Source organism: Gelatiniphilus marinus (genome assembly GCF_042684345.1).
GTDB classification, from domain to species: Bacteria; Bacteroidota; Bacteroidia; order Flavobacteriales; family Flavobacteriaceae; genus Gelatiniphilus; species Gelatiniphilus marinus.
In genome coordinates, this window is record NZ_JBHULK010000013.1 from 1 (window position 1) to 16643 (window position 16643).

Here is a 16643-nt window from a genome sequence, read left to right on the forward strand (position 1 = left end):
TGCAATCGACAGCTCGCTTCATCTGTAAAATGAACTCCAAAACTAAATATATTCATAGATAACTCTTTTAATATCAATTAAATATACGAAATATATTTGACTTTAGGGCAGTTTACGGACATGCAAAAACTTTTTATATGGGGTTTACTTCAGAAACTAAAGAAGTGAATTTTATAAACAATAATAAACACACAATAAACTTTTCTTTAACCGAAAAACTGGAAGGTTTACAGGAAATATATGTTCGAGGAAAAACGGCAAAGAAAAAAATTGAAGAAGGCGGTTTTGCAGTTGCTATAATAGATACTAAAGAAGCATCCTTAAGAAATATATCAACTAATGATTTGTTAGATAGATCTGTTGGTGTACGTATAAGACAATCTGGCGGTAAAGGATCTAATGTGGAATACAATATTAATGGAATGTCTGGCAGTACTATTGGAATATTTCTTGATGGTTTAGAAATTTCTACTTACGGTCAGTCTTTCAACCTTAATAACATACCAACTTCAATGATTGAGCGAATAGAGGTTTATAAAGGGGTTTTACCATCTTACCTAACAGGAGATTATGCAGGTGGAGCCATCAATGTGATATTAAAAAAAGATGTATCTCAAAACAATGCTAATATAGCTACATCTTATGGGTCGTTTAATACCTCTCAATCTGATATTAGTATAACCCTTCGTGAAAAAAAAACGGGGCTCGCTTTTAGAGGTTCAACTTTTTATACATATACAGACAATAGTTATGAAACTTGGGGTAGATCTACAACTTATGTAAATCACTTAGGGCAAATTATTAGACCTTACCATGCTAAACGCTTTAACAACACTTATAAATCATTAGGAGGTCGTTTTGAAGTTTGATTTACCGACAAAAAATGGGCAGACCAATTCTTTATTGGCTATAATGGATCTAGTGCCTATAAAGAAATACCACATGGTGTAACCATGTCGACACCTTATGTGGGTAGATTTAGTGAAACGGAAGCTAATGTACTTTTACTTAGTTATAATAAGAAACATTTTTTAACAGAAGATTTATCGTTAAAAGTTAATGCCGCAAAAAGTTACCGTAGTACTTTTTTACAAGATACTGTTGGCGTTGCATATAACTGGGATGGTACCAAGCGAGAAGTTATTGAGTTTGGAAAAAGAGTGCCGTTAAAAACCTTGTTAGGTGGTCAACAAGGCGAAAAAGTAATTGAAAATACTGATAGAAAAATTACAAATATGCGTTCAAACTTAGCTTATATGATAGCTAATGGTCATCGTGTATCTTTAAATCATAAATACGAGAAAACGGATAGAGAAGATCAAGATATATTGAATTCAACCAGTGGAGAATTTGCAACAGTTAGCACTATTTCTCAAAACATAACTTCTATGAATTATGAAGCCGAAACCTTTAATAAGAAGTTAAAAACGAATTTTTCTGGAAAATACACGTATAATCGTACAAATCAAAAAGAATTTGATATTGTTAGTGTAGATGGTATCAACTCCATAGAAAAAACAGAGATTCTCTTAACCGATTCTAATTTTGGTTATGGAGCTACTTTATCCTATAATGTAATACCAGATTTATATATCATTGCCTCTACAGAAAACTCATTTGTATCTCCTTCTGAAAATCAAATATTTGGAAATCCCGAAATTAATATTCTCTCCAATCCAAATTTAATACCCGAAAAAAATATCAATTACAATTTAGGTTTCCGCTCGGGGAACTTAGCGTTTGACAAACACATAATATCGGTTTATGCAAATGCTTTTTGGCGAAATGGTTTTGATAAAATTACCAAACGAGCTGTGGATGAGTCAGAAATTGAAACAGAAGAAGAAGCTGATATTCAAGTAACCCAATATATGAATCTTGAACAAACACAATCTAAAGGTTTTGAAGCAGAGATTAGATATATCTATAACGATAGACTCAATACATCTTTAAATTTTTCAAAATTTAACAATGTATTTAAACAAAAACTAGATGAAAATGGTGCACCACATTCTCTATACGGTATGCAAGTGCCTAATGAACCATTTTTTACAGTTAATGCCAATTTACAGTATAGATTTAATGATGTGTTTCAGAAAAAATCTATACTTAATACTTACTATTCAATTGGGTATGTGGGCGCATATTACACGGTTTGGGGGCAGCCAGAATGGTCTAAAACACCCAGTCAAATGCCACATGATATCGGAATAAGTTATCGCTTTCCTTCTCAAAAATGGGTAGCTAGTATAGATATAAAAAACATGTTTAATGCAAAAGTCTACGATAATTTTCAAATACAAAAACCAGGTAGAGGTATCTATTTCAAATTAAATTACACAATTAGTAAATTATTATAAAATCAAATAAATTAATATCATGAAAAAAAATCTAATTAAAATAGGATTATTAAGTATCGCTATTGCTTTTGCAAGCTGTAGTGAGGATGACCAACCAGAACTGGTAACACCACCTGAAGATAATACACGTTATATTACATTAACAGGGTCTTTTCCTAATGATGAAGGAACTCCAGGAAATGGAGGTACTCTTGCCTATGCTATAACACCAGAAAATGCTGCGGATCCAAATTATGAAGTAGATCTTTTTAAAATAGAAAATGACGCATTTGTTAATGGTTTTGCCTTAAAATCTAGTCGTACTGCTCGTGTACAAGGTTCAGCAGATGGTAAATTTTTATACAACATACAATACACAGGTACAGAAGGTGGTGTATTCAATAAATACTCTGTAGGAGAAGGGCTTGGTTTTGAAGAAGTTGGTTACGAACTAAATACAGCAGCAATTTTAGGAACAGCACCACGTTGGATGAAAGCAGCAGAAGGTATTGGTGTTGGTGTTTATGCAAGCTCTTATGATGTAGAATATGAAGTAGAAGCTCCAAATTTTAAGTTTGTAGCCAGTGATAGTGAATTAAAAATAGCTGTGTTAGACCTAGAGAATACAGCAATTACAAACACTGCCATATTTGATTTTCCTTGGACAGATGAAGAGAGATTAGCTGGCTATAATGTAGGACGTGTAGATGTACCTATACTAAACGCTGCAAAAACTAAAGTTTTTATTGGGTGTAGAGTAAGAAAATATGATACTACAGCAACCCCTACTTTAGATGAAAATGGCATCCCTAAATGGCCTTACGGTGAAATTGATGGTACAAAAACTTTAATTTTAGATTATCCATCATTAAGAAACCCTAAAGTTATTACTTCTACCAATTCAACAGCTGTTAACAATTCATACCGTACTATGACACAATATCTTGGTACAGATGGAAACATCTATCAAGCAACAGCTACATCTGGTGCAGATATTCTACGTATTGGTAGTAATAATGAATACGACCAAAGCTATCATTTTAATTTAAACACTGCAATAGGTGTTACTGGTGCATCAATTAAAGCATGGAGATATGTTAAAGATGGAATAGGTGTTGTTTTATACACATTAGCTAATACCGATGGAGGATACGTTGCCTTAATTGATTTAAATACGCCATCTAATTCTGTTAAATTAGCTACAGATGTTGAAACTGATGCCGACTTATCTTCTACATTACGTCAATTCCAATATATTGGTCTTGTTGGAGATACTGCTTATGTGCCATTAACTCCTGCTGGTAAAGAAGGTCATATTTATATTATCAACACTCAAACAAAACAAATTTCAAAAGGTGCTAAATTAAAAACTATTTCGGGTAGTTATTATTTAGGAGCGTACTAAAAATACTATTTAAAACAGATTTACTTAATTATAGTCTGCTTTATTTTCCCATTAAGAAATGGGAACTCAAATTTTTTTGAATGTAAAAGGAAGTCACTTTATTGTAAGCTTCTAACCAAATAAGAAAAAAAAGTAATTCTAAGTCTCTTTCTTTCCATAAATACACAGAAAGAGACTTTCCTAAAAAAAACATAATGAAAAAATCACTCATTTTTCTACTGTTAGTTGTTCCATTTTTTATTTTCGGCCAAAGAGGACAAAGACAGCAAAACACCAACGAATTTCACAACAGAGATTTTTGGGAAACCCAACCCAATGTTGCTATTGTGAAACAAAAAATAAAAGAAGGACACGATCCAGTTGCTAAAGATCAAAGATCCTTTGATGCGGTTTCTTATGCTATTCTTGGAAAGGCGCCAATAGAAACTGTTGAGTTTTTATTATCCTTTGAAGGGAATGATATTAATAAAACAACAAATCATGATAGAACTTATTTACTATGGGCAGGTTCTACAGGCGATTTAGAAATCATGAAAATGTTAATAAATAAAGGCGCCGATACAAAAGTACTAGATAGTCATAGTATGAACTGGTATACCTATACTTTAAACTTTGGCCATGAAAACACTGGTATTTATGATTTTATAGAAGATAATGGTTTTGATTTAAAACAACCAAACCGTGCAGGTGCCAATGCTATTTTATTATTAGCTTCACATAGTAAAGATGGAGAAATTTTTAAGTATTTTATAGAAAAAGGATTAGATGTTAATGCTACAGACAATAAAGGAAATAACTTTCTATTTTATGCAGCTAAAAGAGGTAACATTGATTTGATTAAAAAATATGTAAATGAAGGTTTTGACTATAAAACATTAAATTCTGATGGAGAAAACCTCATGCTTGCAGCAAGCCATGGAGGCAGACGTGGTAGCAATCCTATAGCAGTTTTTCAGTACTTTGACACTTTAGGAATAGATATGACTGCAACAAGCAATAATGGAGCAAACGCATTACATAATATTGTTTCAAGTACAGAAGATGTTAATATTATAAATTTTTTCATCCAAAAAGGAATTGATATCAATCAAAAAGATAAAGATGGAAATACACCTTTTTTAAATGCTGCTAAAGGAAATAACCTTGTAGTTTTAGAAAAATTACTTCCGTTAACCAAAAATATCAATCAACAAAACAATGATGGCTTATCTGCTATAACATATGCTACACAGCGTATAGGTATAGAGACTTTCAATTTTCTAAAAGATAATGGGGCTGATGTACATGTTATAGATAAAGATGGAAACAATTTATTTTACTACTTATTTAATGCTCATAATAGAAGAAATAGTGAAAATTTTGAAACTTTTCAAAAAGCTTTAACTACAGCTGGTGTATCATTTAAAAATGCTTCAAAAATTGAACCTCCATTACATATTGCTATCGTTAAAGGAGATATGAAATTAATTGAAACAGCCTTAGATTTAGGAGCAGATATTAACAAAACAAACAGTGATGGATTAACACCTTTACATTTAGCTGCAATGAAATCTACCGATACAAAATTATTGCAATTTTTAATAAGCAAAGGGGCAAACAAAAAATCACTTACAGCTTTTGAGGAAAGTGTTTTAGACTTAGCTCAAGAAAATGAGTTATTAAACGGATCGGACATTTCTTTTTTAAAATAAATCTAAATTTAAATTAACATGAAATTTTATAAATTCATTCTTGGAATACTATGCTTGTCATTTATGGCTTTTTCAACAATAAATAGCAATGAACAACTTACATCAAAATACAAATGTATGGTTCAGCTAATAAACTATGAAGGAGAAGGTGCTTATGTTGTAGTTTCAGTAGTTGACAAAGACAATAACTATATTAAAACCTTACATGTTTTAGGTGATGATGAAAAATGGTATCCTGATTTAGAGAAATGGTGGTCGTTTATTAAAACATCTAAAGACGCTCAAGTAGATGCACTAACAGGAGCAACTATTGCAGGAGGAGAACGTTCTATTTTTACTTTTCAATTAGATGAAACTGATTTTAAAGCAGGAAATAAATTAAGATTTGAAACCGCTGTAGAACATCTAGAATACTTTGAAAAAGATTTAGAAATTTTGTTAGAGAATGAAAATCTTCAAAACAAATTTGAAGGAACAGGATACATTCGTTACGTTAGAATCATACCAAATTAATAAAACATGCTTAACAAAATATGGAGGTACAGTCATTTTTACTTGACTGTATTTTCTTTCTTATTTTTACTTTTAGCTTCCATTACAGGGTGTTTTTTGGCTTTTGAACCTATTCAGAAAAAGCTACAACCTCATTATATTGAAAACGCAGAAGATATTTCTGTAGCGCAATTAATAGATACTTTAAAAAACAAGTACGATGAAGTTTTAGATGTTGAAGTAGATAAAAATTATTTTGTAAAAGCAAGTGTTTTTAGTATGGAAAATGATGTTGATGGACAATTTTACATCAATCCTTTCAATGGAAATAAAATAGCCAACATTAAAGCTAAAGGTGCTTTTTTTGAGTTTTTAACCAATTTTCATCGTTCCTTATTTTTAAAAACACCAGGTAGAATTTTTGTTGGAATTAGCTGTTTTTTATTGTTTTTAATTGCCATTACAGGTTTATTGTTAGCTATTAAACGGCAAGGTGGTTTCTGGAAGTTTTGTTCAAAGATTATAAACGATAAGTCGATACAATATAACCACGTTACTTTAGGGAGATTGTTATTAATTCCTATTATTATTTTAGCGTTATCTGGAACGTATTTATCGATGGAACGGTTTTCGTTATTACCAGAAATTAAATCCATTGTTACACAACAAGAATCGGTTTCTAAACAAACCATCCCTTTTTCTGATTTTCCTGTTTTTAATAGCACAACATTAAATGATGTTAAAAAAATAGAATTTCCTTTTTCTACAGATGAAGAAGATTATTTTATACTATACCTCAAAGATAAAGAACTTACAATCCATCAAAAAACCGGAGATATTGTACAAACAACACATTATCCTTTCACCAAAATATTAAGTGTGTTAAGTTTTAACCTGCATACAGGAGCAGGAAGTATTATTTGGTCTTTGGTATTATTTATTAGTTCGCTTGCTATTTTATACTTTATGTATTCAGGAAGTATAATTGCGTTTAAACGCATGCGTTCTAAAACAAAAAATAAATACAATGCTAATCAAGCTCATTTTGTGATTTTAATAGGGTCAGAAAATGGAGGTACAAAGAGACTAGGAAAAACATTGCAGCAGTCGTTAATAAAAGCTGGTAAAAAAGTGTTTTTGGATGATTTAAACAACTACAAAAGTTATCCTAATATTAAACAATTAATTATTATTACTTCAACTTACGGAGATGGAGAGCCACCAAATAATGCGAATTTGTTTTTAAATAAACTCCAAGAAACTGAAATCTCCAATCCGTTTACATGTCACGTTATTGGTTTAGGTTCTTTATCATATTCAAAATTTTGCGAATTTGCTAAAAGCATTCAAAATCAAGTTGTTTTACAAAATCAGATTACTGTTCCCGAAAAAAACCCGTTATTAATTCATAACCAGAATTATGAAACGTTCAGAAATTGGGTTTTAGAATGGGCTACTTCTTTAAATTTAAACTTAGAAATTCCGAAATTATTAGCTTCTAAAAAGCAAAAGGAAACTGTTTTTAAGGTTGTTGAAAAACAGAATATTATTGATGATTATGATGAGACGTTCAAGCTAACTTTAAAGTCACAAAAACCAAGAAGAAAATTTTTTCCTGGAGATTTGTTAGGCGTTACACCTCCCAACGAAACTTCAGAACGTTTATATTCCATTGGTAAAAATTCTAAAGGAGATTTGTTAATGAGTATAAAAAAACACTCTCATGGTGTTTGCTCTAATTATTTAAATGACTTAAAACTTAATCAAGAACTAAAAGTAACCATTCAAAAAAATAAAGCATTTCATTTTCCTAAAAAAAGTAAACAAGTTATTTTAATAGCCAACGGAACAGGAATTGCTCCATTTTTAGGTATGATTCATCAAAAAACAAAGGCCACTATAAACTTGTATTGGGGAACACGAACTAAAACTTCAGAAGAATTATATAAAGCTCAAATTTTAGAAGCGCTACAGAAAAAGACGTTACAAACTTATGATGTAGTATTCTCCAAAGAAGAGAGTCCTTATTGTTATGTTCAGGATATAATAGCTAGAGACGAAAAAGATATAGTAAAAACACTTCTAAGTGGAGGAACTATAATGCTATGCGGATTGATTACTATGCGTGATGGTGTGTTTTTGCTTTTGGAAAAAATATGCTCTAGAAACAATCTTTCCGCTCTTGAAGTTTACAAAAATAAAGGACAAATTTTAACGGACTGCTATTAAATACTCTTAGTTGTTTCATGTCTAATTAAATGCTTTTTATTATAAATGATAATAAACTACAAAAAGGATTTGAAAAAAATATTAACTTTATATGGTTAAAATTATTCTTTCAAAGATTTAAATATAAAATTATACAATTTCAAACATAAATTAAATTTGTATCTTTAACTTCGATAAAGACAAACAAATTTAATTATTAAATAGTTCTTTTTAACTTTAGTTTACAATTAGGTGTGCAGAAATAGATAAGCATTGCAAAACGGTAGTAAATAAAGGTGGTTTGTAAGATTAATTTAACCCTGCCACCCCGACAAATTATAGTATCAATCTATAACATAAACCTGTGAATGTTATGATTTACAGGTTTTTATGTTTTTATGATTTAAGAATATATTAATAGGATTGAGTTGTTTGTAGCCTATTAATAGCGATAACTAAAATAAATTCCCTCATTTCCTTTTTAGTCGAATAAAAAAATGTAACCAAGCTTACTGTTTTTTCAGTTATTTTGTTTTAACTATCAAATTTTTTATTGTAAAGATAAGCTTGCTTTTTAAACATTTTAAGTATGGGTCTTATTGAAAGAGCTTTTCGTCTATTCGTCTGTGTATAAGGTGCCTTTAACCAAAAAAATACAATAAACATAAAAAATAAACTATTTTTAATACCCTAACTTATTCATTTATAGTAGCTTTTTTAATATGAAAACACTAAAAATATTATTGATAGAAGATGACATGATAGAAATAATGAAATTCACCCGAGTAATTTCATCACTTTCTTTGCCTCATAAAATTATAGAAGCAAGTAATGGCGAAGATGCTTTAGGTCTTCTAGAAGATAAAGATAACCTCCCAGATATTATTTTATTAGATTTAAATATGCCTAAAATAAATGGCATCGAGTTTTTAACAATACTTAAAAATGATAAGGACTTAAAATATATACCTACAATTATTCTTACAACCTCTAGCAATCCAAGAGATTTACTGGCTTGTTACGAGATTGGAATAGCAGGTTACATATTAAAACCATTAAAATATGAAGAATATGCCTCTAAAATCGAAAAATTATTGTCTTATTGGAGTGTTAATAAATTTAAGGACAACTAAACTCTAAGGCAGCTATATTATAATATTTTAATTGGTTAAAGTTTAGATTAAATTAACCAACAAATAATAAACAAGCTTAGTTAATACCAATCACATTTAAATTAATTAAAGAAGGCTTTGCATTGTCTAAAATAGGTTTAGCTAATTATACTACTTTGTAAAAGTAATAATAGCAATTTGTTTAGTGTAACTTTACATAACCTAATAAATAAGACAACCATTCCAAATAAAATGCCCGATAAGCACATGCTTTATAATTTCATAACCAATTTAAGTTGAAGTTGTAAAAACCAAATAACATAAAATCAGCCGTTTGTTTGTTTTTTTTTAACCATAAGCATTTAACTTTAATTTGCAAATCTATAGTGCAATGCATTACTTTGCATTAGGTTCGATATGAAAAATTTTAGTTTTTAATATGTTATTACCCGCTTAAAAAATAAATCTATAGAATAAAAAGAAGAGGTTTAAGCAAAGTTTATGAATCTTGATGATAAATGAGTAAAGAGCAAATAGAAATATTACAACAAGCTTTAGAGAAAGAGAAAGCTGCAAGAAAACAGGCCGAAAAAAAATTAGAAACCAAAACAGCCGAATTTCTTAAAGCCAACCAAAAGCTAAAAAAAACCAACAAAGAGTTAGAGGAATTATTTTTAAGTAGAGACACCCAATTACAAGGGGTGTTCGAAAGCATAGTAGAACCTTATATTATAATGGATCTTGCTGGTAATATTATGAAAATGAACGAAGCCGCGGTTGCCATGTTCGATTTTAAAAACACCAAAGAAGATTGTAACCTTAATAGTATTTTGCACCCCAGCGAAACAACCCGGGTTTTAGAATCCTATCAAATATTATATAAAGAAGGCCAGCTAACCAATTTTACCCTTAAGATAATTACACGAAAAAAACGGCATATTTTAATACAAATTAATGCCAATATTATTTACGATAAAGGGAAACCTGTCGCAGCCCAAGGTATTGTAAGAGATATTACCCAAGAAAAAGCCAATGAAGAACAATTGTTAGAATCTAAAAACCGTTTATCTACACTTGTAAATAATTTGGATAATGGCGTACTGCTTGAAGACGAGAACCACCGTATTATCTCATCCAATAAAAAGTTCACTGAATTATTTAGTTTAGGCGTGCCACCCGAAGAATTACAGGGTTTAAGCAATATAGAAGTATTTAAACAAAAAAGTCATTTACTAACAAAACCAGAGGCTTTTTTAAATAACATACAAAGTATTAGCCAAAAAAAAGAAACGGTTTTTAGTGAAGTTATTGAGTTTAAAAACGGTAAAATTTTAGAACTAAATTACCTGCCAATTGCTCAAGCAAACCAATCAAAAGGGAGTTTATGGACCTTTAAAGATATTACCCTAATTCGCACTTACCTTAAACGCTTGGAAATAGAACAGCAAAAGTATTACAGCATTATTTCTAATATAAATTTAGGCTTAATTGAGGTAGATACAGAAAATGTTATTTTGATGGTAAATGATAGTTTTCTTAGCATGACCGGCTACAAAGAAGAAGAGCTTGTTGGTATTAAAGGTAAAAACCTGCTACCTATTAAAGAAGACCTTGATTTAGTCAAAAAAAAATTAGAAGAACGCAAAAAAGGAAAAATCGAATCTTACGAGCTGCGAATTAAAAATAAACAAGGAGAAATTAGATATTGGATGGCAAGTGGTGCACCTAATTATGATTTAGAGGGTAACATTACAGGTTCTATAGGTGTGTATTATGATATTACTGAAATAAAGAAATTACAAAATCAAAAAGAAAATCTGCTACTAAAATTAGAAAAGAGAAACGAAGAGCTTCAAGAATATGCCCATATTGTGTCTCACGATTTAAAATCGCCTTTACGAAGCGTAAGTGCATTGGTAAGTTGGTTAAAAGAAGATAATAAAGGAAAACTAGACAATGCAAGTATTCAAAATTTCAGCTTGATAGAATCTACAGTAGAAAAAATGGAACAACTCATAACAGATATTCTTGAGTATTCCAGCATAGGCTCAGAAGAAATAGAAAAAAGCGATGTAAACATTAATACTGTAGTTACAGATTTAATACAAATGCTATTTATCCCAGAGCATATTAGCGTAAACGTTTTAAGCAAATTGCCTATAATAAAAGGGAACAAAACAAAGCTTCAGCAACTATTTCAAAATCTAATAAGCAACGCTGTAAAATTTATTGATAAAGAAGTAGGTATCATAGATATCAATGTTAAAGAATTAAGTACGCACTATAAATTCTGCATTAAAGATAACGGCATAGGGATCGAAAAAAAATTCCACCATAAAATATTCAGGATTTTCAATACGTTAAACAAAAGCGAAGATTCAACCGGTATTGGATTATCGATAGTAAAAAAAATCGTAGAATTGCACGAGGGTAAAATTTGGTTAGAAAGCGAACCAAATATAGGTACAACCTTCTATTTTACGCTTAAAAAACAGTAACTATTATAAATACAAAAAACCAAAATCGGTAATATTTGGCACGAGCATAAAATTAAACCCTAACCGCAACTCTATTAAACAATTAATGAATTCATTACTTAAAAAACAAATACAAGAACATTTAAGCAATGATTTTGCCACTAATAAAAATTTAGAGCAGTTTTTAAAAGCCGTAGGCGAATCCTATAACAATTTTGACGAGCAACTCGCCAAGCAAAAAGAGGCTATGGGTTTATTTTCAGAAGAGTTGTTTAGGGTAACCACGCATTTAAGAAAAGAAGCAAGAAAGCAAGAAGAGGTTTTAAAAAAGTTAAAAGGTGTATTTGAAACTCTTAAAATCCGGCAAATACCAGAAAACAAAACAACGGCAAATACCAATTTAGATGGCTTACAATTGGTTGATGTAATCGATAATCAAGCCAAAGAAATTGTACAGCTAAACAAACAAAAAGAAACCTTATTAAACCAATTAGCTTACCAAAACGAAGAATTAAGCGATTACGGCCATATTGTGTCTCACGATTTAAGATCTTCTTTACGAAGCATACAATATCTAACAACCTGCCTAAAAGAAGACTACGGAGATGTTTTTGATGATAACGCAAAAAACAACTTAAAATTAATAAGAAACAATGTAAAAAAAATGGATTTGCTCATTAGCGGCATCCTAGAATACTCAACAATCACTAAAAATAAATTAGAGTTTTATAATGTTAATTTAAATATTCTAATTAAAGATATTTTAAACAGTATTGCTGTTCCAGATCATATTAAAATAAACGTGCAAGCTAATTTGCCCACTGTAAAAGCAGATACGTACCGTTTGCAGCAGCTTTTTAAACATTTAATAAAAAATGCCATAAGGTATAACGACAAAGACCAAGGCATCATAGAAATTGGATTTAAAAACAAAGACGATTATTGGCAATTTTTCATTACCGATAACGGTAAAGGAATAAAGGAGGTTTATTTTGAAAAAATATTTAAAACATTTCAAAAATTGAATACCAATCTTGAAGCTGTTGGTATGGGCTTGCCAATAGTTAAAAAAATTGTTGCTATTTTTGGAGGCGAGATTTGGTTAAAATCTGCCGTTGGCAAGGGAACAACATTTTATTTTACATTAAAAAAGAACCACATGGAAAAGCCAAACTTAAATTACATTCAGAGTATGTCCAGAGGAGACAAGGCATTTGAAGAAAAAATCTTGAATATCATAAAAAAAGAGTTTCCAGAAGAAGAGCAAATGTACTTAACAAATTTAAAAAACAAAGATTATAATTTAACCGCACAAAGCGTTCATAAACTTAAACACAAAATTAGTATTTTGGGGCTTGAAAAAAGTTATGAAATTGCAGTAGAATACGAAAACAGTTTAGCACAGGGCGATATATCGCTCCAAAAACCATTCAAGTCTATTTTAAATAACATAACTGCTTATCTTCAAAACGTTTAAATAAAAGGCCGTAATTTAGCCATACTACTTGTTAAATTTGATTTTTGTAAAAAAATAGGCACATTAAAACAAAGCAATCGTCCAATTTTAAACTAAAAAAACAAAAACAATTTGGCTTTTTTGTTTTTAAACTGCTAGAAAACCTTTTAAAAAAACACTATTGGTGTTCTTTTATGTCAATAAATTCCAGTATTAATATTTTGTTCTAAAAAACTAGTAAACTATAATTTAAAATATTAAGAATAATATGCAGATTATAGAGGGTTTTAGTGTTAAAATGATAAAAATAAATATTTCATCGTGTTTTTTAACACTTAATCGATGTTTGTATGGAAAACATTACTATATTTGAAAATTAATTTTAAGAGCCCTATCACGTTATTCAATATATTGCCTAATAGCGACTAAAAATAGTGTTCCTTAACATGCAAAGTATAATCTAAAATTATTTATTATCATGAAAATTACAATCGTTGGAAGTGGATATGTTGGTTTGGTAACAGGTGCTTGTTTTTCAGAAGTTGGAATAGAAGTTGTTTGTGTCGATATAGACCAAAATAAAATTAACAACCTCAATAAAGGCATTGTTCCAATTTACGAACCAGGACTAGAGGCCATGATATTGCGAAACATGCAAAAAGGGCGTTTAAGTTTTACAACTAATCTAGCCAGTGCCGTTAAAGAGTCGGAGGCTGTTTTTATTTCTGTAGGCACGCCACCAGATGAAGATGGGAGTGCAGACTTAAAATATGTTTTAGCCGTTGCACGCGATTGCGGAAAGCACATAGACGATTATACCCTTATAGTAACCAAAAGTACAGTACCCGTAGGAACCTCAATTAAAGTTAAAAACGCCGTTCAAGAAGAGTTGGATAAAAGGCAAGTAAAAGTAGATTTTGATGTTGCCTCGAATCCAGAATTTCTTAAAGAAGGCGCTGCAATCAACGATTTCTTAAAACCAGACAGAATTGTAATAGGCTTAGAAAGCCCACGAGCCGAAGAATTAATGAAAACCCTATACAAGCCATTTACGCTTAACGGGCATCCTGTTATCTTTATGGATATAGTATCGGCAGAAATGACTAAATATGCTGCAAACTCCATGCTTGCCACTAAAATTAGTTTTATAAACGACATCGCCAATCTTTGCGAAATTGTTGGAGCAGACATCAATAAGGTTAGAAAAGGTATTGGGTCTGATTCTCGAATTGGCAACAAATTTATTTATCCTGGCATAGGTTACGGTGGTTCTTGTTTCCCAAAAGATGTACAAGCCATAATTAGAACAGCCAGTGAATACAATTATGATTTACGCGTACTAAAAGCAGTAGAAGCCGTTAATAATGAGCAAAAACTATTACTGTATAACAAAATAATGCAGTATTTTAATAACGATATTAAAGGTAAAACAGTTGTGCTCTGGGGGCTTTCATTTAAACCCCAAACCGATGATATGCGCGAAGCCCCATCCTTAAAAATAGTTGAAAAACTATTAGAAGCTGGTGCTCTAGTAAAAGCATACGACCCTATTGCCATAAACGAAGCAAAGCATCATTTTGGAGATACCATATCTTATTACGAAGATCAATACGAAGCATTAATAGACGCAGATTGTTTAGCCATATTAACCGAATGGCCAGAATTTAAAATACCAAAATTTAAGATTGTTGCTAAACTGTTAAATAAACCAGCAATTTTTGACGGTAGGAATATTTATGACAAAGAAGAAATGAAAGAACTAGGATTCGACTATTTCTGTGTTGGAATTAAGACCTCTGCCAATATTAACAAACTAGCTCCAATAAGCTAATTAAAACCATAAACCAACCAACTAATTTAAACCCTAATATGATACGAAAAAAAGTTCTTGTTACCGGAGGCGCTGGTTTTGTTGGGTCGCATTTATGCGAACGCTTATTAAACGAAGGCAACGAAGTATATTGTTTAGATAATTTTTTTACAGGACAAAAACAAAACGTTGTCCATTTGCTAAGCAACCCTTATTTTGAATTAATTCGCCACGATGTAACCACGCCTTTTTTTATAGAAGCAGACGAAATTTACAACTTAGCCTGTCCAGCATCACCAATACACTACCAATACAACCCCATTAAAACCATGAAAACCTCGGTAATGGGAGCCATAAACATGCTAGGGTTGGCAAAACGAATCAATGCAAAAATATTACAGGCATCAACAAGCGAGGTTTATGGTAATCCATTGGTGCACCCACAGCCAGAATCTTATTGGGGCAACGTAAACCCCATTGGAGAACGTTCTTGCTACGATGAAGGGAAAAGAGCAGCAGAAACATTATTTATAGATTACAACAAACAAAACAATGTTAAGATTAAAATTATTAGAATTTTTAACACTTACGGCCCAAGAATGCATCCAAACGATGGGCGAGTGGTTTCAAATTTTATTGTTCAAGCATTACAAAATCAAGACATTACTGTTTACGGAAAAGGAGATCAAACACGAAGTTTCCAATATGTAGATGATTTGGTTGAGGCCATGATAAAAATGATGGCAACACCTAACGAATTTATTGGGCCGGTTAATACAGGTAACCCAGATGAGTTTACAATTTTAGAACTCGCAGAAAAGGTAATAAAACTTACTGGTTCAAAATCTAAAATAGTTTACAAACCATCCCCTTCAGATGATCCATTAATGAGAAAACCAGATATTACATTGGCTAAAAAAGAATTAAACTGGTCGCCTAAAGTAAAGTTAGATAGTGGTTTAATTAAAACCATCGATTTTTTTAAAAATACAATATAGTAATTAAACAAGCTTAACTTACTCTATTTTAAGAGTAAATAATTGGTAACAGGCCAGAATAAAGGTTAAACTTTAAATAGGCACATTAAAATAATTTTAAACTATTAGAATTGTTTTTGGTAAATATTATTAGACCCCCAGAAGTGAACTTAAATTATTTGAAACAATGAAGAAAAAAATATTAGTTGTAGATGACGAGCTAAGTATTTGTCTGCTACTTGAAAATTTCCTTTCCGAAAATTACGATGTTACTACTATTAGAGACGGATTTGAAGCCTCATTATGGTTAGAAGATAATATTCCAGACCTTATAATAAGCGATATTCAAATGCCTCAAATGGATGGTTATGAGTTTTTAACCAAACTCCGTAAACGCGGTTTTACAAAGCATACACCTGTTATTATGTTATCTGGTAAATCTGAAAGTAAAGAGCGTATAAAATGTTACAGACTTGGAGCTCAAGATTATCTTACAAAACCTTTTAACCCAGAAGAACTTGATGAATTAGTTAAGAAAAATCTTTACCCGACACTATCCCATTAAGTGTGTAAACTTAATTTATCGAGGGTTTGACTTTCTTAAAGTTGAACCCTTTTTTCAAATATAGTTAAAAATTGGTTTAAAATAATGCCCCAATTCCTAATAGGCATTGAC

The 16643-nt window shown here is 30.8% G+C and carries 11 protein-coding genes and 1 pseudogene; all 12 read left to right on the forward strand.

The window, feature by feature from the left end; all coding sequences use genetic code 11:
• Positions 1-137 precede the first annotated feature (137 nt).
• The 12 genes and pseudogenes from ACFSQS_RS15915 to ACFSQS_RS15970 all read left to right on the forward strand — a co-directional run bounded on the left by ACFSQS_RS15915 (position 138) and on the right by ACFSQS_RS15970 (position 16532).
• The gene (locus ACFSQS_RS15915; RefSeq protein ID WP_388021185.1) at positions 138-869 is read left to right on the forward strand and encodes a TonB-dependent receptor; all 732 of its coding nucleotides are present in this window, start codon (positions 138-140) and stop codon (positions 867-869) included.
• A gap of 30 nt (positions 870-899) precedes the next feature.
• A pseudogene (locus ACFSQS_RS15920) lies at positions 900-2360 on the forward strand (TonB-dependent receptor domain-containing protein); the annotation flags it as partial.
• A gap of 19 nt (positions 2361-2379) precedes the next feature.
• Positions 2380-3744 (forward strand): hypothetical protein, encoded by a 1365-nt coding sequence (locus ACFSQS_RS15925; RefSeq protein WP_388021187.1) that lies wholly within the window; start codon positions 2380-2382, stop codon positions 3742-3744.
• A gap of 194 nt (positions 3745-3938) precedes the next feature.
• Complete coding sequence (locus ACFSQS_RS15930; protein WP_388021189.1) at positions 3939-5435, forward strand: ankyrin repeat domain-containing protein; 1497 nt, start codon at positions 3939-3941, stop codon at positions 5433-5435.
• Positions 5436-5453: 18 nt separating this feature from the next.
• On the forward strand, positions 5454-5948 hold the full coding sequence (locus ACFSQS_RS15935; protein ID WP_388021191.1) for a DUF2271 domain-containing protein: 495 nt from the start codon (positions 5454-5456) through the stop codon (positions 5946-5948).
• Between the two features lie 6 nt (positions 5949-5954).
• Positions 5955-8156: a PepSY domain-containing protein gene (locus tag ACFSQS_RS15940; RefSeq protein ID WP_388021193.1), complete on the forward strand. Its 2202-nt coding sequence runs from the start codon at positions 5955-5957 to the stop codon at positions 8154-8156.
• Positions 8157-8857: 701 nt separating this feature from the next.
• Positions 8858-9268, forward strand: coding sequence for a response regulator (locus tag ACFSQS_RS15945; RefSeq protein WP_388021195.1), 411 nt, complete (start codon positions 8858-8860; stop codon positions 9266-9268).
• Between the two features lie 497 nt (positions 9269-9765).
• Entirely contained in the window at positions 9766-11745 is a 1980-nt protein-coding gene (locus tag ACFSQS_RS15950; RefSeq protein ID WP_388021197.1) for a PAS domain-containing sensor histidine kinase, read from the forward strand.
• An 85-nt stretch (positions 11746-11830) separates the two neighbouring features.
• Positions 11831-13201: a sensor histidine kinase gene (locus tag ACFSQS_RS15955; protein ID WP_388021199.1), complete on the forward strand. Its 1371-nt coding sequence runs from the start codon at positions 11831-11833 to the stop codon at positions 13199-13201.
• A 457-nt stretch (positions 13202-13658) separates the two neighbouring features.
• Positions 13659-15011 carry a UDP-glucose dehydrogenase family protein gene (locus tag ACFSQS_RS15960; RefSeq protein ID WP_388021201.1) on the forward strand — a complete coding sequence of 451 codons (1353 nt, stop codon included), beginning with the start codon at positions 13659-13661 and terminating at the stop codon, positions 15009-15011.
• A gap of 38 nt (positions 15012-15049) precedes the next feature.
• Complete coding sequence (locus ACFSQS_RS15965) at positions 15050-15988, forward strand: UDP-glucuronic acid decarboxylase family protein (RefSeq protein ID WP_388021203.1); 939 nt, start codon at positions 15050-15052, stop codon at positions 15986-15988.
• 166 nt (positions 15989-16154) lie between these two features.
• Entirely contained in the window at positions 16155-16532 is a 378-nt protein-coding gene (locus tag ACFSQS_RS15970) for a response regulator (protein WP_388021205.1), read from the forward strand.
• The last annotated feature ends 111 nt before the right edge of the window (positions 16533-16643 follow it).